Raw genomic sequence first — 24,131 nt, forward strand, 5'->3', positions numbered from 1 at the left:
AGCTGCTCTTAGCATACAAGGGGGATGAGCATGACGACGGAAGAGCGGGTCGCGGCCGCGCGGGACGGGGACGACGAGGCATTCTACGAGCTGGTCCGTTCCGGCAAGGAGCGGCTCTACCGCATCGCCTATGCCTACCTGAAGAACGAGAGCGACGCCCTCGAAGCGATCCAGGAAGCGACCTGCCGGGCTTACGTTCAGCTTCGCAGGCTGAAGGAGCCGCGTTATTTTCACACTTGGTTCACGCGCATTCTCATTCATTGCTGCATCGACGAGAGGAAGCGGAGGCGCCGGGTGATTCCGGTTCGCGAGCTGCCGGAGCCTCTGGCTCACGATCTGTCGCTGGACGACCGAATCGGGCTGAGCGTCGAGATCGACCGGCTGGCGCCGAAGTACAGGCATATCATTATCCTGAAGTATTACGAGGACATGACGCTGACGGACATCTCCAGCTTGCTGGAGAAGCCGGAGGGGACGATCAAGACGTGGCTGAACAAGGCTCTGAAGCAATTAAGATCGGCCTATGGGAGAAAAGGAGGGGGAGAATATGCGTAACGGTTACGATCCGGAACGCGAATACGGGCGCGGGAGCGAAGGAGAATCGCCGCCGGACCCTCGCGTTCAATCCGTGGCGGAGGAGGTCCCCGGCCCGGTCGATCCCCTCGATGCCCGGCTGGACGAAGCCATCGCGGCCGGGATCAAGAGAGGACAGGCCGAGAAGAACCGCCGACGCCGCGCCCTCCGCCATCGTTCCGTCGCCGCGGCCGCCGCTTGTCTCGCCCTGGTCGCCTGCCTGTTCTCGATCCGGATCTCGCCCGCCTTCGCGACGATGCTGCGGGATATCCCGGGTCTCGAGAAGTTCGTCGATCTCATCGAGAACGGAGACCGGGGCATCAAGCTCGCGCTGGAGAACGAGCTGATGCAGCCGATCGGCGCGACGGACGAGCACGACGGCCGCAGCCTGACCGTGAACGGCATCATCGTGGACGAGTCCCGGATGGTCGTGTTTTACGAGCTTCGCAACGACATGAATATGGAGCCGTTCCGCATGCGGTCGCCGGAGCTCAAGGATCCGCAGGGCCAATCGCTGCTCGCAGGCTATAGCTATGGAGATGGGGGAGAGGCGACAGTGGAGCGCGGGCGCAACGTCGTCCGCGGCACGATGGACGTCTGGCTGCAGCCGGGCCTGAGCTGGCCGGATAAGCTGACGCTGACGGTCGCATCGGGCGAGGAACTCCCGAAGGCGGATCCGACGAGGCTGTCGGGCCCTTCTTATCGCGTCGGGGATGAGCTTCCGCCCGAGGACTCGAGCGGACCGGAATACCGGGTAAGCTTCGCCATCGACAAGGCCAAATTCGCCGACATGAAGCGCGTGTACCCGATCGGCAAGACGATCTCGGTGGAAGGGCAGAAGATTACTTTCCAGGAGGCGGTCGTCACTCCCCTGCGCATCGCGCTGAAGGTAGGGTACGATCCGGCCAATACGAAGAAGATATTCGGCGCGGGAGACCTGCAACTCGTCGACGAGGCGGGCCATGTGTGGACGTCCAACGGGGGGCAGGATACGACGATTTATTTCGAGAGCTCTTATTTTAATCAACCGAAGGAGCTGTACGTGGAGGGAAGCTGGTTCCGGGCGCTCGATCGAGATAAGCTGGAGGTCGTCGTCGATCTGGACAAGAAGCGGATCTTGAAGGCGCCGGACGACAGACTGAAGATTGAGAACGTCTCCCGAAGCAGCAACGGAATCAAGCTTAGCTTCTCCTTGGATAACGTGCCGGAGGAGGACAAAATGATCTATGCCAGCCTGTTCGAAGGGGGCCCGCTGAAGGACGGCGCGGGCAAGAGCTACGACGGCTGGAGCAGCAGCTCCGGAGGCTCGATGATGAACGATTCGGGCAAGCGCGAAGGTTATATGAATATAAAGGAACTGCCTTACGTCCAGCCGCTCACGTTCCAGCTTTTCTACTATCCGTCCTACATCCGCGAGCCGTATCGAATTCGCATCTGGTAGTCCCCCGCCCGATAAAAAAACAGCTCTCGCTCCCCGATTCGAGATCGGCGGGCGAGAGCTTCTTTTTCCCCATTAAGCCTTGGTGGCGTCGTTGAACTGTTCCATATATTGCTCGAGCGTCAGCTTCGACTCGTACACGGCCTTGGCGACGTCCTTGCCGACGTAGCGGACATGCCACGGCTCATACGTGTAGCCTGTAATATCCTGCTTGCCCTTCGGATACCGGATGATGAAGCCGTACTCGTGGGCGTGGGCGGCGAGCCACTTGCCTTCCTTCTTGTCGCCGAGCGACGTGTTCAGCTCGTACTTGACGCTCGGAGCCGAGACGTCCATCGCCAGCCCGGTCTGATGCTCGCTCTGGCCGGCGTGCGCGCTCGTCTTGTTCGCTTCCTCGGCGCCCTGCTTGGCGGCGTAGCTGTCGAACAGCGCCTTCTGCCTCGAATAGGACCGATAGCCGGAGACGGCCTTCAGCGTGATGCCGTCCTTCTCGGCTGCGGCGAACAGCTTCTCGAGCGCGTCGGCCGCGGGCTTGCGCATCTGCTTCTTCGGCGAGTCTCCCGAGAACGAGAACTCCACGTTCGGGACGACCAGATCGTCCGGCTCGTAATTCGAAGGAAGATTCCGCTTCTTGTTCACCAGAACGAGCAGGCTGGACGCATTCGTAATGACGTTTAATCCCTTCCCATTCGCCTTGATCGTAGCGTCCGGAGCGTTCTGCCGGAGCAGCGTCTCGAGCGCCGACGGCGCGGAGGCTTGTCCGCCGCCGGAAGGCTTGGCCGACGAGCCCGAAGCTCCCGGCTTGTCAGATGCGTTCGCGGCCGGCTTGGCCGACGTCGTCGTTCCCTTGACGGTTGCTTGGGACGGCTCCTTCTTGCCCGCCCATACGACCGACTGGCCGAGCTCGATGCCTCCCCAGACGAGGGCGGCGGCCGTCGCCGTCAGCGCGAGCAGTTTGATTTTTGACATAATCCGATTCCCCTCCCCATGTCTAGACGTTAATCAGGGGCGAGAAGTTTCGCTTCCGTCCGATCTTTGTGCCGAGCCGCTTCTTTTTGATGCGGAGATAGGACTTTGGGAGGAGGCTATGCGCTCTTCCTGCGATAATGCGGCGGCAAAACCAGATGCGGCTTGGTCCGGTACCAGGTACTATTCCTGATGCGGGCGTTTCTCATGCTTCCGGGGGCCCAATGCCGAAAAAATCGGCATTCCGAGCATCCGCTCCAGCGCGGGAGACCTTCAATGCCGAAAAATTCGGCATTCCGAGCATCCGCGCCAACGCGAGAGGCTTCCAATGCCGAAAAATTCGGCATTCCGAGCATCCGGGCCGCGCGAGAGGCCTCCAATGCCGAAAAATTCGGCATTCCGAGCATCCGCTCCAGCGCGAGAGGCCTCCAATGCCGAAAAATTCGGCATTCCGAGCATCCGCGCCAACGCGAGAGGCTTCCAATGCCGAAAAATTCGGCATTCCGAGCATCCGGGCCGGCGCGAGAGGCTTCCAATGCCGAAAAATTCGGCATTCCGAGCATCCGGGCCGGCGCGAGAGGCCTCCAATGCCGAAAAATTCGGCATTCCGAGCCCCTAAAAGGAGCCTGCGCCACTACATAAACGTATGGATGCCTCGCAGCTGGAAAAGGCCGAGCACATCCCCGACGGTCATCCGGGCTTCGGGCCGGAAGTCGGAGCTCGCCAAATAGCGCGCGATTCTCCCGAACAAGTAGGAGTTCTCCGGCCGCTTCAAATCCTCCGGCCTAGTGAACGCGAAGCTGGACACGTACAGCCGTCCGCGGCCGACGTTCGCCTCGAACGCGTACGCTAACCGCTTCGCCCGGTTGAAGTTGTCGACCGGCTCGACGATCGGCTTCACGTGCGGCACCGAATCGAGGCAGACAGCCGGCATCCCGTTCACCAAGTGGTACCACTGCCAATCCGAGCGGCCGTCGTGCGGGAAGTCCCCGAGCGACGCGTGCCGGTTCGCGACGAGGCCCATCGTGCCGCCCGCCTGCCCCGAGAACATAAGGTAGTTCCAGAACACCGGCAAGTACTTCGTCCCGACCTTGTCGTAGAGCTCGCTCTCGGTCGCGAGCAGCCACATCGAGCCGCCGTCGACGACGTATTGCAGCAGGTTGGTCGTCAGCCGCTCCGCGACGACGAGCCGGACGTCCCGAAGGCGCGGGTGGTCCTTCGCGCTGAAGTCCGCGTTCCGCTCGACGATGGCGTCGGGGATGGCGGTCTTGACCGCCGGGCTGCTCGTCCATACGTTCCCGAGGCCCTCGGAGCGGAAGGAGAGGAGGGCGGGGCGCGGGAACGACCAGAAGCGCCATTCGTTCGCGACGGTCCGGCCTTCCGTGACGAGCTCGGCCCGCAGCGTCCACGCATGGGCGCCGTCCGCCGGCGTCGCGATCCGCACGTCCCCGGCTCGACCGAGCTCTCCGCGCGGGACGGGCTTCAGCTCGAGCGCGCCGCTCGCGTGGACGCGGTCTCCTTCCGACAGCGACCAACGGATCCAGCCGCCCAGGCAGGCTTCGCTTCCATAGTGCGAGAGCAGGAAGCGCGCTTCGATCGGCTCGCCCGCGAACGCCGTCCGGGCGCCGCATTCCATGAGCAGGACGGAGTCGTCGTTCCACCGGCGAAACCGTTCCGGCGAGACGATCCCTTTGGCGTCCCAGAAGACGTCGAGGATGCCGGTCGTCGCATGGCCTTGCCCGGGAAAATCGCGAATATCGAGCAGTTGGAATCCCGCCGCTCCCGGCGTTCGGCGAACCCGTTCCACCGCCTCCTGCAGCGAGCGGACGAGATGGGAGCCCGACGCCTCGACGAACTCGTCGACCCTCCCGAGCAGCCCCCTGGCCGAGAGCGTCTCTTCGATCGTCTCCAGCCAGGAGGGACGCAGAACGCCCGTATATTTCGACTTCTCCGAAGGCCGTACGTACATCGCGAATTGCGCGTGCTCGTGGCCGAGCACCGGCTTCGCGGTCAGGCTCGCGACGGCGCTCATGTCCCGGTTCGTGGCGGGCATGGCGATCTCTTCGGTCCGCAGCGGCACGTGCCAATTCAGCGATTGAACGTAGAAGTCTCCTTCGCGGTCTCCTTCCGGAAGCTGGCCGAAGCCGGTATTGTCCGTATACAGCCGGGTCGGGTCCAACGATCTCGCCAGCCGGACGAGCTCGTTCAGCGCATCGTGCCCGTTGTCGTCCGCGAGCTCGTTGCCCATGGACAGCAGAACGAAGGACGGGTGACGGTTCAGCCGTTCGACGATCCGCCGCAGCTCCCGGCGAAGGAAGTCGTGCACGTCCGGGTCCGGAACCGCGCTTCGGGGCGAATAGACGTTCATCGTCCAATGGGGCAGCTCCGTCTGCACGAGCATGCCGGCTTCGTCCGCGGCTTCCCAGAACGGCTCCGGCGCGTTCCACGAATGCAGCCGGACGTGGTTGAAGCCGTGCTCCTTCGCGATGCGGAACTGCCGGGCGTAATGCTCCTTGTCCCAGACGGGATAGCCGGTCAGCGGGAAAATGCAGCAATCGACGTACCCGCGAAGCAGAACGGGGCGTCCGTTCAGAAGCAGGCGCCGGCCCTCCGCCCGGAACGAGCGGAGGCCGACGCGTTCGCTCGTCTCGTCCAGGACGCCGCCGTCGCTCCCGCTGCCGGAGCGAAGCCGCAACACGGCCTCGTACAGGCGGGGACTTACGTCCGACCATCGCTCGGCTTCCGCGCCGAGCGCGCATTCGAGCAGGACCTCCTTCGCGCCCGGCGCCAAATCGGCCGACGTAGCGCCCACGGTCCGCCCGGCTTCGTCGCGAAGCTCCAGCTCCAGCGTCAGCGGGCCGGCGCCGGGCTCAACCATTCCCGTCAAGCTCGCCCGGCACCGGAACGAGCCCGCTTCGGCGTCCGGCGTCCAGACGGCGCGGCCGATGCCCGTCGCAGGCGTCGTCTCCAGGCGCACGCCGCCGGTAATGCCGCCCCAGGCGGTGGCGGTATGCCGCGTATGGATGTGGCTCTCGGCGAGCGGCAGCCGCATCCGGTTGTCGACCCGGATGTCGATCCGGTTCGTTCCCGCCGCGATGGCTTCCGTAACGTCGTAGACGTGCTCGACCGACAAGCTGTCCTCTTCGCCGATGCGTTGTCCGTTCGCCCAGAGGGCGGTCGTCCACCGCGCGCCCGCGATAACGAGCCGGCGGCGAACCTTCGCATCCCCTCGCTTCTCGGCATCCTTCTCCGCCTTCTCCGCCTTCTCCTCGTTCTCCGCGTTCTCCGCGTTCTCCTCGTTCTCCGCGTTCTCCTCGTTCTCCGCGTTCTCCTCGTTCTCCGCGTTCTCCGCCGGCTCCTCCAATGCGAACTCCAGCGAGTACCAGGCCGCGCCTTCGTACTCCAGCTTCTTCGTCCACGTATCGATGGCCGATCCCGCGGGCGGCGAGCCGAAGCCTTGCTCCTCCCAGGAGCCCGGCACCCGGATCTCGTCCGAGTACGCGGAGCTCGCGGGAGGCGCCTCAAGGTGCCGATCCTCCGGATCGAGCAGGAACCTCCAACGTCCGTCGAGAGCCTGCACCGTTCTTAAGCTCTCGCGGAGTCGCCCATTTCCATTTTGACTCGAGTTTATGTCCATGCTTTTCACCCCCTCGTCAGCCTTTGACCGCGCCGGCGGTCATACCCTTCATGAACGTGCGCGAGCCGAGCAGGAACAGAATAAGCACCGGAATCGTCGTCATCGCCAGCGCCGCCATTCGGGCCGCGTAATCGGTGCGGTGGACGATGCCGAGGTTGGAGATGAAGACGGGCAGCGTGTACCAGCGGGCGTTGTTGATCGTGACGAGCGGGAGCAAGTAGTTGTTCCACGACCAGATGAAGACGAGCGTCGCCAGCGTGGCCAGCCCCGGCTTGACGATCGGAAGCACGACCCGGAAGAGAATGCCGGGCTCGGAGCAGCCGTCGATGCGCGCGCATTCCATCAGATCGTTCGGCACGGAGTCGCGCATGAACTGGATCATGAAGAAGGCGCCGAACGGGAACGCGGCCCACGTCAGAATGACCGGCCACAGCGTGTTGCCGAAGCCGAGCTGGCGCATCTCGATAATGTAGCCGATGAGGCCGACCTGGGTCGGCACCATCATCGTGACGACGACGAACCATTGCAGGGCGCGGCGGCCGCGGAAGTCGAACTTGGCGACGGCGTAGCCGATCGTCGAACTCGTGAGCAGCGCCAGGACAACGCCGCCGGCCGAGACGAGCAGGCTGTTCAAGTAGACGCGCCCGAAGTTGGACTGGAACACCGTCCGCAGGTTGTCGGCGACGTAAGAGCCGAACCAGAGCGGGATGCCTTTGAACAAGTCCTCGGTGTAATGCGTGCCCATGACGAGCATGATGTAGAACGGGAACAGGGACAGCAGCGACAGAACGATCAGGCAGAACCACATGAGCCCTCTCATCGCTTACTTCTCCTCCTTCGGCGCGGTAATCTTGTAGCTGACGACGGAGAACAGGACGATGAGGACGAACAGCGCGTAAGCGATGGCCGACGAGTAGCCGAACCGGGTGCCCGAGATGAACAATTCGTCCACGAACTTCCAGATGACGGTCAGCGCCGTGTTGTCCGGGCCTCCGACCTGGGCCGAACCCGACCAGCCGCCGTACAGCAGCTTCGGCTCGTCGAACAGCTGCAAGCCGTTGATGACGGAGGTGACCACGAGGAACACCGAAATGTTGCGCAGCAGCGGCATCGTGATCCGGGTGAACGTGTGGAAGCCGGTCGAGCCGTCGATTTTGGCCGCTTCGTATACGTCCTGGGGAATCGCCGTCATGCCCGCGATGTAGATGACCATGAAGTAGCCCAGATTGCGCCAGACGACCATAAGAGCGATGATCATGCGGGACGTCCATTCTCCCTGCAGCCAGTAGACGCCCTCCGACGCCCATCCGAGCTTGACGACGACCAGGTTGATGAGCCCGGTCTGCCAGTCGAACAGGTAGGAGAAGATGAAGCCGATCGCGACCGGCGTCGTGATGTACGGGAGGAAGTTGACCGTCTGGAACAGCTTCCGTCCCTTGTTCAGCTGGAACGTCCAATAGGCGAGCAGGACGCCTAGGATCAGGGTGACCGGAATGGACATGAGCATCATGATGAGCGTATTCCACAGCGACTTGAAGAACAGGGGATCGCGGGTGAGCAGGTCGGCGTAATTGCGGAAGCCGATATACGTCTTCGCGCCGATCCCGTTCCAGTCGTGCAGGCTTAAGACGAACGAATAGACGACGGGGTACAGTTGGAAGGCCGCGTAGGCCAGCACGAACGGCAGGGAGAAAAGATAGGGCCACATCCGTGGCCCTCCTCTCCGCCCGCCGAGAGCGCCGGACGTCTTGACGGCCGTAGATTGCGCTTTCATCGGCATCCCTCTTCAGGTATTATTTCACGGTGGCGTCGGACGCCTTGTTCTGCACTTCCTTGACGAACTTCGCAAGCGCCGCGTTGGCGTCGATCGACGTGTCCTTCGTCCAGAGCGGATACAGGGCGTTAAACGCGCCGTCCACGATGGAGTCGTACTTCGTCTGAGGCTCGCCCTTGACGCCGGGAACGATGTTGTCCATGAAGTACTTGGCGAGGTTCTGCCCGCCGAAGAACTCGTCGTAAGCGCCGGCTTCCGTCAGCACTTGCGGGTTGTTCGCGTAGAACGACTTGACTCCCGGCATGTTGCCGAACGTCTTGAAGTTGAACAGGCCGCCTTCGTCCGACAGGTAAGCGAACTGGATGTAGGCCCAAGCCGCTTCCTTGACCTTGCTGTCCTTGTAAATGCCGATCGAGGTGCCGCCGCGCGTGAAGCTTCCTTCGGGCGCCTTGACGAGGCCCCAGCGGCCCTTGCCTTCCGGATCGTTCGCGGAGATGTGCCACTTCGGTCCCCACGGCGCCATCGGATAGAACAGGAACTCGCCCTTGGACATGGAGGATGCCCAGGCCGGGGTCCACAGCTCGTTTTTGCCGAGGATGCCCGCGTCTCTCATCTTGAACAGCGTCTCGACGGGCTTGCGCATCTTGGAGCTAAGGTCGATTTCCTTGCCGTTGATATAGGCATCCGCGTTCTGGCCGCGCAGCGCGAGGAAGGCGTCGCCGAGGCCCGGGAACATGAGCACCTTGCCGCCGCTCTTGTCCTTCACTTCCTGGCCCTTGGAGATGAACGCGTCCCAGCTGCTCAGCAGCTTCTCGAGTTCGGCCGGATCGTCCGAGCCGAGGTACTCCTTCGCCAGGTCCCGCCGGTAGGCGAGGCCCGCCGGAGCGATCGCCTGGTCGACGCCGACCAGCTCGCCCTTCGGGTTGCTCAGCAGCGGAGGAAGGTAATCGAGCAGCTCCTCGCGCTTGAAGTTATATGGAGCCGCTTCCAAATTATCGAGCACGTCGAGGTCGAACAGCTTGCCGCGGTACGCCATCTCGCCGAGAATGATGTCCGGCACGTCGGAGCCGGAGGCGATGCCGCTCTGCAGCTTCTGCAGGTAGTCGTTCGGGTTGACGACCGTCACTTCGACTTTGACGTTCGGATACTTCTTGTTGAACTCCGGAATCATGCCCTTCTGGAACGTCTCGTCCCAGTCCCAGACCTTGACGGTGCCCTTGAGGTCTTCCGGCTTCGCGGCGGAAGCGGGAGCGCTGGCTTCTCCGGAGGGAGAAGAGCTTCCGGACGGCGACGCGCCGCCGCTTGCGTTGTTGTCGTTCCCGCCGCCGCAGCCGGCCAGCAAGCCGGTGAGCATGACGGCCGCGGATGTGGCCGCGATCCATTTCTTACGGTTAAGCAGTGTCAAATCGAACCCCTCCTCAGATGTGTGGAAAGCGCTTTCTGCTATTTATGGTACCAGCGGATCCGATAAGGCAAAACGAGCGAAAACGGTTATTTCGTATAAAATCCGGCGATCCGTCCCCCGGATTCTAGGGTTGCCGGAAGGGCAGGCGGACGGCGACGATCGTTCCGCTTCCGGGCGCGCCGCCGATGGACACTCCGTAGGGCTCGCCGTAGTGATAGCGGACCCGTTCTCGCACGTTGGCGAGGCCGATGCCCCTCGTCCGCTCCCGATTGGCGGCGGGGTTCGCCTTATGGAGGCCAGGGTGCTCATGCCCATCCCCATGCCTATCCCCATGCCCATCTCCGTGCCGATCGCCGTCCCCGTTCCCGTCCCTGCTCTCGTTCCCGTTCTCCGTTCCCGGCCGGCAGCCCGCGCCGTTGTCCTCGACTTCGAGCCGAAGCTGGCGGGACTCGTCGAGCCGCGCGCGTACGACGATAAGGCCCGGATCGCGGTCGACGGGGAACAGGCCGTGCACGATGGCGTTCTCCACGAGCGGCTGAAGCAGCATCCGCGGAATGACGGCGTTCCCGAGCCCGTCCGCGATCTCCCAGCGAAGCTCGAACTTGCCGGGGTACCGCGTCTTCTGGATGTCCGCGTACCGGTCGACGATGCGGCGCTCCTCGTCCAGCGTCGCGAACACGGCTCCGTCCCCCGTTTTCACCGTATCCTGCAGAATGGCGATTAGCGCCTGGGTCATCTCGATGGCCTGGCGGTTGCGCTCCGCGTGGCACAGATAGATGACGGTGTTGAGCGTGTTGTAGACGAAGTGCGGGTTGATCTGGGCCATGAGCAGGTCGATCTGCATCTTCCGCTTCATCTCTTCGTCGCGGATCGACGTCTCCATGTTGCGCTTCAGATCGGCGACCATCCGGTTGAAGCCGGCGCCGAGAATCTCGAGCTCGTCCTTGCTGCGGATCTCGACGCTCGTCTGGAGATCCCCGACGGACACCCGCTTCATCGCGTTCGTCAGGCGGGACAGCGGCTTGGTCAGATTAAGAATAATCGGGAGCATAATCCCCAGGCTGAACAGGAAGCCGATGCCGATCATGGCGATGTAGTAGTAGAAAATATGATTGATCTTCGCGAACAGCTTCGTCTTCGACAAGACCGCGACCTGGCGCCAGCCTTGGGCCATCGAATCGTTGACGAGCGCGATCCGGCTGCGGTCCTCGAGGTAGTCGTCGGCGGAAGAAGCCGCAGCCTCCGTGAACGCGTCCCGCTCGGAAGACAAGGAAGCGGGATACCGGTACAGCACCCCGCCCGTGCCGGACAGCAGCTCGATCCGGGCGAAGTCCCCGGCGCTCCGGGCGAACGCTTCGTCGATCTCGGTGTAGGCGATATCGAGCACGAGATAGCTGTCGCTCGTCTCGTTCATGCCGATCGGCCGATACTTCAGCACGTAGCTGAACGCCTGGCGATTGCCACCGAGGGAGAAAAAGGGATGGGGCTCCGAGAAGCCGCTGCGCTCCCGCTTCTGCCTCTCGAACCACGGCTGCTTCAAGTAATCGGCGAAGTAGTCCTCGTACCCCGAATTGTTGGAGAACATCTCTCCGTCGGGACGTACGATCAGGGCGTTCAGAATGAAGTCGTTCAGGGCGGTGAACCGCTTGAGCTTCTCCTGCACCGTGTACTTGCGGAAGTAATTCTCCTCGAAGCTCTCGCTCGGCGCTTCGTAGACGAGGGCGCGGATCTCCTCGTCGGAGACGATGTATTCGGCCGTCTTCACGACCTGGTCCTGCGTCCGCTTCAGCTGGGACGAGATTTGCGCCAGCTTCGTCTTGCTGTCCTTGATCGATTGGTCCCGGATAATGCCGGTGGCGTAATCGTAGGTCAGGAAGCCGCTGAGCAGAAGGGACAACGAGACGACGAGCAGCGCGCTGGCGATAATTTTCGTGCGGATTTTGAGGCGCATCGGAGGCTATTCCCGCCTTTCCGCGTATTCGAGAGGGTTCATGCCGGTCGCCTTCCGGAACACCTGGCTGAAGTACTGGCCGTTCCGGTAGCCGACGCGCTCGGCGATCTCGTAGATCTTCAGGCTTCCGTCCCGGAGCAGCCGCTTCGCTTCGTCGATGCGGATTCGGGTCAGCGCGTCGAGGACGGTCTCGCCGGTCTCTTCCTTGAACAGATGGCGCAGGTGGTCCTTGCTGATGCCGATGTGCTCCGCGATCGCGTCCGAGGTCACTTCCTCGGCATAGCGCTCGCGCATGTAGTCGAGCGCCTGTCTCACCTTGCGCGAGTAGGCGGCCGCGCTCCCGGTCGCGTTAAGGGCCAGCTCGTACCGCTCGAGGAACCAGGCGCGAACGTCGTCCGGCCGCATCCACCGGCGGGCGTCGATCCGCCCCTCGTTCCACGATTGGGCGACGGAAGGGAGCCCGCCTTCGGCGCCCAGCCGGTTAAGCGTCGCGACGAGCCGGCGGCAGCTCTCCGTCAGCGCGGCCAAGTCGCCGGCGGCGGAGAGGGACGCGAACAGCCGGTTGATCGCCTCCGCGGCGGCAGCTTGGTCGCGTCGCCGGACGGCTTCGTCCAGCGCGGCCAGATGCGGCTCCGCGTCCGGCCCGCGGCCGTCCGGCTGCGGCGCCGCCGGCGCGGTCTCGTCGTCCTGGAACAGAACGCCGCCATACCGGCCGAACGCCGACCGCTCCAGCAGCCGCGAAGCTTCGGCGTACGCTTCGGGAAGCTTCCGCCAGTCCCGGACCGGGGAGGAGACCGCGACCGATGCCCGTCCCCCGTTAAGCCGCTCGAAGGCCGCCCGGAGCCGGTCGGCCACGGCGTGCAGCCGTTCGCGCGCGCGCAGCTCGCTGCGGGTTCCGCGCATGGCCAGCAGGACGCAGACGGCGTCGCCGGCGACAAGGGAAGCGACGGGGGCGAGGCAGTCGTCCTCGTCCTCCGCCTCTTCGGGCGGGCCGGGCTCGAGCGGAGCCGCGCCGCCGCCGAAGGCTGCCGCTTCGGGGATGACGGCGAGCGGCTTGTCCTTGCGGACCGCGAGCAGCCGCAGCGTCTCGGCGTTCGCGCGGTCGCCGGCGATCGTCCGCCATTGGTCCGGCGTCAGCGTCCGGCCGGCGAGCAGTTCGCCCAGCAGCTGCTTGCGGACGGCGGCCCGGACTTCGGACGCGTCCAGCAGCTCCTTCCGCAGACGCTCCAGCTCCCGGGCTAGAGTCGGCGCGTCGGTCTCGTGCTTCACCCAATAATCGGAGATGCCGAGCTTCATCGCTTCCTTGGCGTATTCGAACTCCTTGTGGGAGGTGAGCAGCACGATGCGGGGAGACAGGCCGGCCGCCTGCGATTGCCGCGCCAGTTCGAGCCCGTCCATGATCGGCATCCGGATATCGGCGATCAGCAGGTGAGGTTTGTTCTCGATTGCGAATGACAGCGCTTTCTTCGGATTCGTGAAGCAGCCCGTCAATTCGTAGCCGAGCGTATCCCAGTCGATCAGGCTTTTCAGGTGTTCGAGAGCCAGAATTTCGTCGTCCACCATGATCACTTTCATTTTCACCGGTTGAACCTCCAAGCCTTCGAGTTTCGTCGCTTCATTGTGAACGGATGCGACTCGGTCCGTCAAGCCTAGACGCAAGTCGGGGGCCTTCCCAACCTCCGGACGCTGATGCCGCGGCTGCGGGGTTGGTACAATGAAGGCAACCAAGATACGAAACGGAGTTGTGCGACAATGAAGAAATCGAGCGCCTACGAGGCTTGGAAGATGTTGATGGCGGGACTGCCGCGGGGAATCGCGATGTTCGTGGTCGGGGTAGTCGGATTGTGCCTCGGACTCACTCTATCGATCGTCGGCATCGGCATTCCGATTCTGGCGGGCACGATGGCTTGGTGCGAGCGGAGGATGCGGGAAGACCAGCTGAATTGGGGCCGCTGGAGAAGGGGAGAGAAGAGAAGCTCACGGCCGGCCGAGGAGGCCGTCGCCGCGGAAGCTTGGAGCGAAGAGGAGGCGGTCGCCGAAGAAGCGGCGCCGGCGGCTCGGTCCAGCTGGCGGACTTGGCTGGCGACGGTGACGAGCCTTCAAGGGTTCAAGGCGATCTTCTACAATATCGCGCAGTTCCCGATCAGCCTCGCCTTGTTCGTCGTCTCGTTCACGATCCCGGTGGTCATCTTCGCGCTGATGCTCGCTCCGGCCGCTTACAAAGTATCGGTATACCTGTACCAGTACGAGCTTTTCTACGACGACTACGTGTTCAACCTGCTGCTGCCGCCGCTCTCGCCGTTCCAGAGATCACTCGTCGTGGCGGGGATCGGGCTGTTCCTGCTGCTGTTCCTGGCTCCCGTCATTCGCAACTTCGGCCGCATCTACGACGGTTGGGTGCGCATGTTCGCCTTCCGCCATCCGTCCGCCGCGTTCGCCGCTCCGCTTCCCGCGGAGGAGTACGAGGAGAGAACGGCCATCCCGCTTCACTGACGGTTGTAAATGCAACGAGAGAAAAGAAGCTCGCCCGGCGAGCTTCTTTTGCTGTTTGCGGGCGCAGACCGCCGAAGCGCCTCAATGGCTGAGTCCGATTGGCTCACTGTGCCGCATCCGCGCTGACGCCGTCATCTTCGCCCACAAAGCAATCGCCCTCCCCGGCCGCGTCAGCCGTCAGGAGGGCGATTGTTATGTGGAGCGCAAGGCTATTGCAGCTTATCCCGGCCGTCCGAGGTTACATCCACTTCTCGCCCCAAGCCTGGATCGAGTTCGTCACTTCTTCCAGGTCGCGGCCCTTCTCGGTCAACTCATATTCAATGCGCACGGGCATCTCGGGATAAACGGTTCGTTTAACGACACCTAACGATTCGAGCTCCTTCATGCGATCGGTCAACATCTTGTCGCTCATGTCGGGGATCTGCTCCTTGATGTCCTTAAACCGTTTGGGACCTCCCATCAATACCCGAATAATGAGGCCCGTCCACTTCTTGCCGAGCAATTCGGCGGCAGACTCGAATTTGGGACACATCTTGGAATAGTCCATCCGGCTCCCCCCTTTCTATGTTCCATGATAGCATAAACGCTTCCGAAAAGTAAGAAGAAACATTCATTTCTTTTTTAACTTGACAAAAGTAAGTAAGTTAAAATAGTATAGATACATAGCAACAACACATTACTCAGAAAGGCGTGATCATCGTATGGATATCGCAATGTTGATCGTACGGGTTGTCATCGGCGTCTTGTTCGCCGGACACGCGATGCAGAAGCTGGCCGGTTGGTTCGGCGGATACGGACTGAAGGGAATGGCGGGTTACTTCGATTCGATCGGGATCAAGCCCGGCTACGCGATGGCGCTGCTGGCCGGATTGGCCGAGCTGGGGGGAGGAATCTTGTTCGCGTTCGGCTTCCTGACTTGGGTCGGTGCCGGACTTATCATTCTGACGATGCTCATCGCCATCTTCAAGGTACATGGGCGCAACGGCCTGTGGGTCACGAGCAACGGCTTCGAGTACAACCTGGTCCTGATCGTCGTCGCGCTGGCGGTCGGTCTGGCCGGCCCCGGCGACTATTCGCTGGATTCCTTGTGGGTAAACTAAATCGACAACGAAGGAGGCTGCGATTGTTATGATTCGAATCCAGAAGGCGGACGACCGCCATCATTCCGACCACGGCTGGCTTAAGTCCAGCTTCTCCTATTCGTTCGCCGATTATTACGATCCCCGGTACGTGCAATTCGGGCCGATGCGGGTGCTTAACGACGACTGGATCGCTCCGGGGGAAGGCTTCGGCATGCACCCCCATCGCGAGATGGAGATCGTCACCCTCGTGCTGAGCGGATTCCTCGAGCACCGGGACAGCTTGGGCAACCGGGCCGCCACGACGTGGGGCGAGATCCAGCGGATGTCCGCGGGGACGGGGGTTTACCATTCGGAGTTCAACGTATCGGAGAGCGAGCCGCTCGAGCTGCTCCAGATGTGGTTTTTGCCGGGGGCGAAGGGGCTCGAGCCTTCCTACGAGACGACGAAGTTCGATCCGGAATCGCTGCGCGGGAATTGGGTCCCGATCGCTTCGTCCTCGCCGGAGGAGGGCAAGATCGCCCATGTCCATCAAGACATGGCGATTTACTTGACCGAGCTGGAAGCGGGAGGCCGCGCGGAATTCCGGCAGTCGCCGGAGCGGAAGACTCCTGGAAGGAGAGCTTCGCCTGAACGGGGCGGAGACGCTCGAACGCAGGGACGCCGCGCGAATCGAAGAAGAGAGCGAGCTTGTCTTCGAGTCCGCCGCCGGCGCGAGACTGATGCTGATCGATCTGCCGTAACGATAACGGGGGCAGCCGCATGTCCAGCAAGGACATGAACGGCTGCCCCGTTTCGCGCTTGGCAATGGCGGTAACCGGCTGCTGCGAAAGGAGAGTAACCGCGTTACTCCCATGGCCGGCGCAAGCTTACGCCCTTACGAGCAGCAGGCCGGCCAGCAGAAGAAGCAGCGCGACGGCCTGAAGGCGAGTCAGCTTCTCGCGGTAGAGCAGCAGCGAGCCGAACGCGACGACGAGGCTGTTCGTGGCGAAGATCGGCGCGACGAGATAGGACGGGCCTTGGGCGATGGCGATGGCGTACAGTTGAAGGCCTCCGTACGAGCAGACGCCGGCGGCCAACCCCCAGAACCAGCCGATGGAGCGGGGAGAATGGCCGACTCCGGCGACCCGCGATTCCGTCGTCCCTATATCCGTCGTCCCTATATTCGTCGTCCCTATATTCGTCGTCCCTATATTCGTCGTTCCTATATCTGTCGTCCCTATCCCCGTCGCTCCCGCATCCGGCCGATTCCGCGAACGCTCCAGCCGCGAGACGGCGCCGAACCAGAGCCACGACAGCAAGTAGCCGGCCCAGAGCACGGACGAGCTGTCGAGGCCGAGCGAATCCGTCACCTTCAGCCCGCCGTTGCGGAAGACGAACAGCAGCATCGCCCCCGCGACGAGGGGATACCACCGCTTGTCCGAGATCGAATAGGAGCCCTCCGTCTTGAGCGACAGCAGGACGACGGCGGCGAGCAGGGCGGCGACGCCGGCAAGGGCGATCGCGCGGACGGGCTCGCCGAACCAGAGGGCGCCCATCCCGACGACGAAGACGATGTTCGCGTTCGTCAGAGGAGACGTGAGGCTGGCCGGCCCGTAATCGAGCGCCTTCATGAACAGCAGGTTGCCCCAGGCGGAGCCGAGCCCGACGACGGCCCCCCACGCCCAGATCCGCCAGTCGAGCGGCTCCCACGTTCGGGCGATCAGCGCCTGGGCGAAGAACCCGCAGGCGCCGGCGGCGTACAGCCCCAGGAGCAAAGAGGACCGCGCGCCGCCCCGCATCTGGCTGACCTTCATGAGAAGCCCCGCCAGACCGAACACGAGCGCGCTGCCGAGAGCGGTCGCGAACCACAACAAACGTCAAGCACCGTCCTTCGAGGATAAACTCGCTTTTGTCACACAATTGAAATATTGCTGTTACGTCCCTGTCTCACACCCCGGGTACAATATGTACCAAGACCCCCTTTTCATATTTTGAAGAGCCCTTCAGCGGTGAAGGGCTCTCTTTTTTTCTAAGCATGATCTATTTCAAACAAGCTCCGTTATCCATGATGGGGTCCATATCTACGAATGGATCCTATCGTGAAGAAGCTCCGTGCGTCATGGACGGGCCGGCGTGCCCAATCTCGCCGACATAGCGGGCTTCACCGCAGGCAGGCGGATTCACTTGCGTGATTATTCGAACAGCACCGTCGGAAAAAAACAAGGCGATGAATTTTGTATGATTTTTCGTACACCATTCAAGCAAGGCGCCTTCTTGAAGCAGAATTTGTATGATTTTTCGTACAACATTCGAGCAAGACGCCTTCTTGAAGCAGATTTTGTATGATTTTTCGTACACCATTCAAGCAAGACGCCTTCTTGAAGCAGAATTTGTACGATTTTTCATCCACCATTCAAGTAGGCGCCTTTTCGAGGCAGAACCGAGTCCAACCCCCAATTTTCCAGGACAAGTTCCCTTAGTAAACGGGCCATCCGAAGCCGTTTTGCTTCAATAAACGTTTACTTCTACAACTACAACGCGACCGCGACCTTCCGCTTCGAACGGTAATACACCCAGCGGGAATAGCCAATCTCCTTCAGCCGAGCCCGCACCTGCTCCCATTCGTCTCCGACCCGCGATGGGACGTGCGCGTCCGAGCCGAACGTGACGTCGACGCCGAAGCGAAGGGCTCTCTCCAAGATCGCGTCCGACGGATACCAGCCGCCGGCGTCCTTCGTCTTGCCGCTCGTATTGATCTCGATGGCGATGTCGTTGTCCGCCACCGCCTTCAGCGCTTCGTCGATCTCGCGTTCCGCTCCCGGGATCTCGGAGAACGCCGGGTAATAGCCCTTCATCGCGTCGATGTGGCCGAGCACCTGGAACAATCCGGTATGGGCCGACTGGCGGATCAGCTCGTAATAATGCTTCTTCTCGCCGGTATGCAGCGACTTGTCGAGATTCTTCCACCGGTTGCGGTTGAAGATGCTGATGCCGCGCGTCTGATGGACGGAGCCGATAATATAATCGAACGGATAACGTTCGTACTCCGAGCGGTAGAGGTCGATATGTTCGGGGAAAAAGTCGGATTCCACGCCGAGAAGCACTTCGATGCGGTCCTTGTACTTGTCCTTGAGGCGCAGCACCTCTTCGACGTAGCGGGGGAACTCGCTCCGGGCCATGGCGATCTTCGGATTCGGGTGATCGTCTTCGTGCGCGAAGTAGGGAGAATGGTCGGAGATTCCGATCACGGTCATTCCGGCTTCGATGGCCGCCTTGATGTAATCCTCGATGACGCCGTCCGCGTGTCCGCACCGGTCGTGATGGGTGTGCAGGTCAAATTTGTCCATAAGTATCCTCCTCTTGCGCCCGTCCGGCTGCTCGTATGGCGGCGGCTATTCGCTGCCGATGAATTGGTCTTCCGGCATCCCCTTCAAGTCGTTCAGGAATTGCCTCATCGCGCTGTTCTTGTACCGGCCCGACTTGGTCATGACGCCGACCGGGTGGCTGACCTCCAACTCGCGCACCGGGATCATCTTCAGCGTCCCGCGCTTCAGCTCCCCGGCGATCGACAGCTTGGAGACGACGGCGGCGCCGAGGTTCAGCTCGGCCATCCGCTTCACTTCCTCGCTGCTGCCCAGCTCCATCGCCACGTTCGGCGTAATGTGATACTCCTGCAGCACGCGATCGACGAATCTTCGCCCCAGCGTGTCGGGGGAGAGCATAATAAGCGGAACGTCCTTCAGCATGTCCAGAGTGACCCGTTCTACGCGGGCGAGCGGATGGGAAGGGGAGACGACCAGTTCGAACGTGTCGTAATAGAGAACCGACGTCTCGACATGGGGGCTCCGCTCGGTCAGGTAGCCGATGCCGATGTCGACCGCCCCGTTCTCTACGCTGGCGAGCACCTGGGAAGACGACATCGACTGGATGGACGTCTTGATGAGCGGGTATTGGTTCTGGAAGTAGGACAGCACCCGGGGGAGAATCTGAATGGCGATCGAAGTCGTCGTCCCGAGCGAGATGTGCCCTTGCGGGATCTGGTCGAGATCGGACAGCTTCTGCTTCAGCTCTTCCACGACGGACAAGATGCGCTCCGCGTGCTCCAGAAAGACGCGGCCCCGGTCCGTCAGCGTCACGGGATGGTTGCGGTCGACGAGCACGACCTTGAACTCGTCTTCCAGGCTCTTGATCTGGGCCGACACGGCGGGCTGGGTCAGGTTGAGCACCTCGCCCGCCTTGCGGAAACTGAGCGTCTTGGATATCGTCAGCAACGTCTCCAGCTGGCTGATGTTCAACGAACCGCCTCCCTCATTCAAAATCTTTATCGTGTCGACGACGGGATATAAAAACCATTTTTCTTATTACTCTCATTATAGGGGATTTGGCGGATGGGAGCAAAATCGGAATAAAGCCGTTGTTATTTACTCAAATTTGAGTATAATGAGGAAGGCAGTATTCAAATTTGAGTAATATTCCAATCAGAGAGGATGTTTGTATGGACGCCAAGAGAAGCAGCGTACGCCTCGTGGTCGCCGGCCTGCTGCTCGGCTTGTTCATGTCGGCGCTCGACCAGACGATCGTCTCCACGGCGATGACGAAGATCATCGAGAGACTCGGCGGGCTCGACAAATTCACGTGGGTATATTCGGCGTACATGATCGCCATGGTCGTCTCCACGCCGATCTTCGGCAAGCTGTCCGATATGTTCGGCCGGAAGCGGTTTTTCCTGCTCGGGATCGCGCTGTTCATGGGAGGTTCGATTCTGTGCGGCACCGCGCAGAACATGGTGCAGCTCATCGTGTACCGCGCGATCCAAGGGATCGGCGGCGGCGCGTTGATGCCGATCGTGTTCACGATTATTTTCGACCTGTTCCCTCAAGAGAAGCGCGGCAAGATGATGGGGCTGTTCGGCGCCGTGTTCGGGCTGTCGAGCGTGTTCGGCCCGATTCTGGGCGCGACGATCACCGACAACATCAGCTGGCGATGGATCTTCTACATCAACGTGCCGATCGGCATTCTGTCGTTCCTGTTCATCCTGAAGGGATATCATGAATCGGCGAACCGCCGCAAGATGAGCATCGACTGGCTCGGCGCCGTCCTGCTGACGGCCTCGATCCTCCTGCTCATGTTCGCGCTTGAGCTGGGCGGAACGGACGGATGGGCATGGAATTCGTGGAAGATCGTCTCGTTCTTCGTCCTGTCCGGCGTTCTGCTCGTCTGCTTCCTCTTCGCCGAGCGGTTCGCGAAGGATCCGATCATCGCCCTCGGCCTGTTCCGGAAGCGGCTGTTCACGAGCAGCATGATGATCAGCTTCCTGTACGGCGGCGTCATGATCGCGTCGGCCACGTATATCCCGCTGTTCATCCAGGGAGTGTTCCACAAGACGGCGACCCAGACGAGCACCGTGCTGACCCCGATGATGCTTGGCGTCGTCCTGAGCAGCCAACTCGGCGGGCGCGTCGCGACGAAGTTCCCGTTCCGCAATTCGATGGTCCTCTCTGCGCTTACGCTGCTGGCCGGGTGCGCGCTGCTCGGCTTCGCCATGGACCTGCATACGAGCCGCCTGACGATTACGCTATATATGATCGTCGTCGGGCTCGGCATGGGCGTCTCGTTCTCCCTGCTCAACATCTCGACGCTCAGCTCGGTGCCGCCGCAGTACAAGGGCTCGGCTTCTTCGCTGATCACGTTCTTCCGCACGATCGGATCCGCGCTCGGCGTGACCGTGTTCGGCGCCATCCAGAAGCATGAGTTCCAGGCGGGCATCCATGCGCTGCCTGGAGCCGACCCGTCTCTGGCAGAGAAGATCAAGGGAGGGCAGGCGCTGCTCGATCCGGCTGTCCAAGCGAAGATGGGGATTCCCGCGGAAGCGTTGAACGCGATGCTGGCGAAGCTGGGAGACTCGATCATTTTCATTTTCCAATGGTCGGCCCTTCTCCCCTTGCTCGCTCTCGTGTTCGCGATCCTGATGGGCAGAGCCCGGCTTCAAGCTCAGCAAGGTCAGCAAGGCCAGCAAGGCCCGCAACGGAGTTAACCGGCTATGTCGATGAAGCTTATGATTCTCGGCCTGCTCATGGAACAGGACCGCCATCCGTACGACATGAGGCAAGCCATTAAGCAGAGGAACTGGGATCATGCCTTCAAGCTGCGCGACGGATCGCTCTATTACGCGATCGACCAGCTTCGCGAGCACGGATGGATCGAGGCGACCGAGATCGTCCCCGTCCCGGGGGAGCACCGGCCGGACAAGACGATCTACCGCATTACCGACGCGGGCCGCGAGCGGTTCCTGGAATTGTTCTATGAGCAGCTCGGGCAGATGGCCTATCCCCAGCACCCGATGATGATGGCGATGCCGTTCCTGCGCCACGGCGACCAGGAGCGGATCGCCGAGATCGCCGCGAAGCAGCTCGAAGTGTGCCGGAAGAGAATCGCGAAGCTGGAGAGCGGGCTGAACGATCGGGGCAAGATCATGCCGAACAGCTCGCGAAGAATGATCCGGGGCATGCTTCTGTACGCGCGGGCGGAGGAAGAATGGCTGGAGGAGATGATCTCCGAAGCCAAGAGCGGCCTTTACGCCGAGATCCGGGGCGAAGACGGACATTGGATTCCGAGAGGAACCCGATAAAAAGGAAGAGAGAATCGCCCGATGGCTGCGGAAGCCTCGGGCGTTTTTTTTGCTCGCCGAATGTAAAATCTTCGTTAAGCCCGGAAGCCGGACAGGGAATCGCCTCGCCGATGTCGAAATCGATGTCGAAAAAGCGCGGGCATCGAACGGCCGGCTCATGCGGCCGGCACCTAAACGATGCGCCGAACGAGGCAGTTACGGCCGAACGAGCGGTTGGGCGCGAAAAGGAAGAGGCGATGGCGTGCTGGACGAACGCAAGGCGGTCCGGAGTTGGATTCTGTACGATTGGGCGAACTCGGCCTTCGCCACGACGGTGATGGCGGCGGTCATGCCGACCTTCTACGGCAGCGTCGCGGCGGTCGGGCTGGCGGAAGGCCGGGCCAGCGCCTATTGGGGCTTCACCCAGACGACGGCGGCGATCGTCGTCGCGCTTCTGTCGCCGCTGCTCGGCGCGATCGCCGACCATACGGGCGGCAAGAAGAAGTTCCTGGCCTTCTTCACCTGGCTCGGCGCGCTGGCCAGCTGCGGGATGTTCGCGATCGGCGAAGGCGATTGGCTGCTCGCTTCCGTCCTCGTCGTCATCGGCATGGTCGGCTTCGGAGCGGGCAACACGTTCTACGACGCGCTGCTGAACGACGTGGCGTCCCCTTCGCGAAGGGAGCGGGTGAGCGCGAGGGGATTCGCGGCGGGGTATCTGGGCGGCGGCGTCCTGCTCGCCGTCAACCTGGCTTTGATCCTGGCGCCCGGAACGTTCGGCATTCCGGACAAGACGATGGCGACGAGAATCTCCTTCTTCTCCGTAGGTCTGTGGTGGCTGCTGTTCTCCCTACCGCTGTTCCGGAACGTGAAGGAGCCGAAGCCTCATGCGGCGAAGGCGGAGCCGGCCGCGCGGCTGTTCATGACGGGCGTCCGCCGGCTCCGGGATACGCTGGCCGGCATCAAGAGGTACCCCGAGCTGTTCAAGTTCATGGTCGCCTACTGGTTCTTCTTCGACGGGATCAACACGATCATCGTCATGGCGACCAGCTACGGCACCGACATCGGACTCGAGCAGCAGCACCTGATCGCCGCTCTGCTGCTGACGCAGATCGTCGGCTTCCCGGCGACATGGCTGTTCGGGAAGCTGGCGGACCGGCTCGGGGGCTTCAAGATGCTCTACGCCGCGCTGACGGTCTATCTCGTCATCGTCGTGCTCGGCTACTTCATGACGAACGCCGCGCATTTCTACGCGCTGGCCATCTTGGTCGGCCTCGTGCAGGGCGGGGCGCAGTCGACTTCCCGCGCCATCTACAGCAAGCTCATTCCGCCGGACCGAACGGCGGAGTTTAACGGCTTCCTCAGCTTCTCGAGCCGGTTCTTCTCGCTCGCAGGCCCTCTCGCGTTCGCCGTCGTCGGCCTCGCGACGGGCTCGTCGCGCCCCGCGATTCTCGCGATCTCCGCGTTCTTCTTCATCGGAATCGCGCTTCTCGCGACCGTGAATTACAAGAAGGGGTGCGAAGAAGCCGCAACCCGATCCTAGGAATAGACGACCATTTTGCGGCGTTTTGACGAGCCATTTTTCGACATAATCCTTCATTCCCGGGTGCGCCCCTTAATTCGTTAGTCCCAGCTATTCGGAAAAAAAGGTATACTTGTCCTGCCGATTTCAGTATAATAAAGGAAACTAAATGCGGCCATAGACATCGGAAAATAAGGCAAAGGGGCGGCGTACCTACATGAAGGCAGAGTTCATCAACCCGTTTTTGGAGTCTGCGCGCAACGTCATCGAACAAATGGTGCAGATTCGTCCGAGCACGGGACAGCTGGCCGTCAAGGATATTCAATTGGTCGATCACCACGTCTGGATTCAGATCGGGCTCACGGGCCAGATGAGCGGGAATATCGTATTCGGCCTGAGCGAGACGGTGGCTCTGAAGATTATCTCCGCCATGATGGGCGGCTTCGTCATTACCGAGATCGACGAGATCGGCCGGAGCGCCATCTCCGAGCTGGGCAACATGATCAGCGGCAACGCGAGCACCCTGCTGTACAACCAGGGCGTTCGGGTCGACATTACGCCGCCCCGCATCATGCGCGCCGACTTCGTGGACCATTTCACGCCGGGAAGGGCTCTGGCGGTGCCTCTCATTATGGACGGAATCGGCGAGATGGAGATTCAGGTTCTCATCGCCTGATCCCCGGGCGATTGCATGCCGGCATCATCAA

Annotated in this window: 19 protein-coding genes and 1 pseudogene; 9 read left to right on the forward strand and 11 right to left on the reverse strand. The window is 61.8% G+C overall.

All coding sequences use genetic code 11. The features are described 5' to 3' along the window. Positions 1–30: 30 nt before the first annotated feature. Together H7B90_RS15970 and H7B90_RS15975 are read left to right on the forward strand one after the other, a co-directional pair. Positions 31–555: a sigma-70 family RNA polymerase sigma factor gene (locus tag H7B90_RS15970; RefSeq protein WP_185136895.1), complete on the forward strand. Its 525-nt coding sequence runs from the start codon at positions 31–33 to the stop codon at positions 553–555. Then, positions 548–2,014, forward strand: coding sequence for a DUF4179 domain-containing protein (locus H7B90_RS15975; RefSeq protein WP_185136896.1), 1,467 nt, complete (start codon positions 548–550; stop codon positions 2,012–2,014). Before H7B90_RS15970 ends, H7B90_RS15975 begins: the two co-directional genes overlap by 8 nt. A 72-nt stretch (positions 2,015–2,086) precedes the next feature. On the opposite strand, the gene H7B90_RS15980 is transcribed toward H7B90_RS15975, so the two are convergent. From H7B90_RS15980 to H7B90_RS16010, 7 genes are all read right to left on the reverse strand, one after another. Then, a complete protein-coding gene (locus tag H7B90_RS15980; RefSeq protein WP_185136897.1) occupies positions 2,087–2,980 on the reverse strand; it encodes a M15 family metallopeptidase in 894 nt (297 codons plus the stop codon). Positions 2,981–3,611: 631 nt separating this feature from the next. Beyond that, positions 3,612–6,614, reverse strand: coding sequence for a glycoside hydrolase family 2 protein (locus H7B90_RS15985; RefSeq protein WP_185136898.1), 3,003 nt, complete (start codon positions 6,612–6,614; stop codon positions 3,612–3,614). A 16-nt stretch (positions 6,615–6,630) separates the two neighbouring features. Beyond that, on the reverse strand, positions 6,631–7,434 hold the full coding sequence (locus H7B90_RS15990; RefSeq protein WP_185136899.1) for a carbohydrate ABC transporter permease: 804 nt from the start codon (positions 7,432–7,434) through the stop codon (positions 6,631–6,633). A gap of 3 nt (positions 7,435–7,437) precedes the next feature. After that, positions 7,438–8,322, reverse strand: coding sequence for a carbohydrate ABC transporter permease (locus H7B90_RS15995; protein ID WP_260411071.1), 885 nt, complete (start codon positions 8,320–8,322; stop codon positions 7,438–7,440). Positions 8,323–8,407: 85 nt separating this feature from the next. Next, positions 8,408–9,793: an ABC transporter substrate-binding protein gene (locus H7B90_RS16000; protein ID WP_260411072.1), complete on the reverse strand. Its 1,386-nt coding sequence runs from the start codon at positions 9,791–9,793 to the stop codon at positions 8,408–8,410. Between the two features lie 124 nt (positions 9,794–9,917). Then, a complete protein-coding gene (locus tag H7B90_RS16005) occupies positions 9,918–11,744 on the reverse strand; it encodes a sensor histidine kinase (RefSeq protein WP_185136901.1) in 1,827 nt (608 codons plus the stop codon). Between the two features lie 6 nt (positions 11,745–11,750). Next, positions 11,751–13,319, reverse strand: coding sequence for a response regulator transcription factor (locus tag H7B90_RS16010; protein WP_246578438.1), 1,569 nt, complete (start codon positions 13,317–13,319; stop codon positions 11,751–11,753). Positions 13,320–13,496: 177 nt separating this feature from the next. On the opposite strand from H7B90_RS16010, the gene H7B90_RS16015 reads away from it, so the two are divergent. Beyond that, positions 13,497–14,237 carry a sensor domain-containing protein gene (locus tag H7B90_RS16015; RefSeq protein WP_185136903.1) on the forward strand — a complete coding sequence of 247 codons (741 nt, stop codon included), beginning with the start codon at positions 13,497–13,499 and terminating at the stop codon, positions 14,235–14,237. A 238-nt stretch (positions 14,238–14,475) separates the two neighbouring features. On the opposite strand, the gene H7B90_RS16020 is transcribed toward H7B90_RS16015, so the two are convergent. Then, entirely contained in the window at positions 14,476–14,784 is a 309-nt protein-coding gene (locus tag H7B90_RS16020) for a winged helix-turn-helix transcriptional regulator (protein WP_185136904.1), read from the reverse strand. 154 nt (positions 14,785–14,938) lie between these two features. Between H7B90_RS16020 and H7B90_RS16025 the strand changes: the two genes are divergently transcribed. Then, positions 14,939–15,337 carry a DoxX family protein gene (locus H7B90_RS16025; protein WP_185136905.1) on the forward strand — a complete coding sequence of 133 codons (399 nt, stop codon included), beginning with the start codon at positions 14,939–14,941 and terminating at the stop codon, positions 15,335–15,337. 28 nt (positions 15,338–15,365) lie between these two features. Next, positions 15,366–16,059: pseudogene (locus H7B90_RS16030) on the forward strand (pirin family protein). Between the two features lie 126 nt (positions 16,060–16,185). Here H7B90_RS16030 and H7B90_RS33020 read toward each other — a convergent pair. The 3 genes from H7B90_RS33020 to H7B90_RS16050 form a co-directional block, all read right to left on the reverse strand. Then, a complete protein-coding gene (locus tag H7B90_RS33020; protein ID WP_260411073.1) occupies positions 16,186–17,172 on the reverse strand; it encodes an EamA family transporter in 987 nt (328 codons plus the stop codon). A gap of 657 nt (positions 17,173–17,829) precedes the next feature. Further along, a complete protein-coding gene (locus H7B90_RS16045; RefSeq protein ID WP_185136906.1) occupies positions 17,830–18,645 on the reverse strand; it encodes a histidinol-phosphatase in 816 nt (271 codons plus the stop codon). A 45-nt stretch (positions 18,646–18,690) separates the two neighbouring features. Then, positions 18,691–19,593, reverse strand: a complete 903-nt coding sequence (locus H7B90_RS16050; protein WP_185136907.1) for a LysR family transcriptional regulator — start codon at positions 19,591–19,593, stop codon at positions 18,691–18,693. A gap of 200 nt (positions 19,594–19,793) precedes the next feature. Between H7B90_RS16050 and H7B90_RS16055 the strand changes: the two genes are divergently transcribed. The 4 genes from H7B90_RS16055 to H7B90_RS16070 all read left to right on the forward strand — a co-directional run bounded on the left by H7B90_RS16055 (position 19,794) and on the right by H7B90_RS16070 (position 24,100). Beyond that, entirely contained in the window at positions 19,794–21,332 is a 1,539-nt protein-coding gene (locus H7B90_RS16055) for an MDR family MFS transporter (RefSeq protein ID WP_185136908.1), read from the forward strand. A gap of 6 nt (positions 21,333–21,338) precedes the next feature. Further along, the gene (locus tag H7B90_RS16060; protein WP_185136909.1) at positions 21,339–21,926 is read left to right on the forward strand and encodes a PadR family transcriptional regulator; all 588 of its coding nucleotides are present in this window, start codon (positions 21,339–21,341) and stop codon (positions 21,924–21,926) included. Between the two features lie 241 nt (positions 21,927–22,167). Next, positions 22,168–23,445: an MFS transporter gene (locus tag H7B90_RS16065; protein WP_311772737.1), complete on the forward strand. Its 1,278-nt coding sequence runs from the start codon at positions 22,168–22,170 to the stop codon at positions 23,443–23,445. 196 nt (positions 23,446–23,641) lie between these two features. Then, positions 23,642–24,100, forward strand: coding sequence for a chemotaxis protein CheX (locus H7B90_RS16070; RefSeq protein WP_185136911.1), 459 nt, complete (start codon positions 23,642–23,644; stop codon positions 24,098–24,100). The last annotated feature ends 31 nt before the right edge of the window (positions 24,101–24,131 follow it).

Source organism: Cohnella xylanilytica (genome assembly GCF_014212175.1).
Classification (GTDB): domain Bacteria; phylum Bacillota; class Bacilli; order Paenibacillales; family Paenibacillaceae; genus Cohnella; species Cohnella xylanilytica.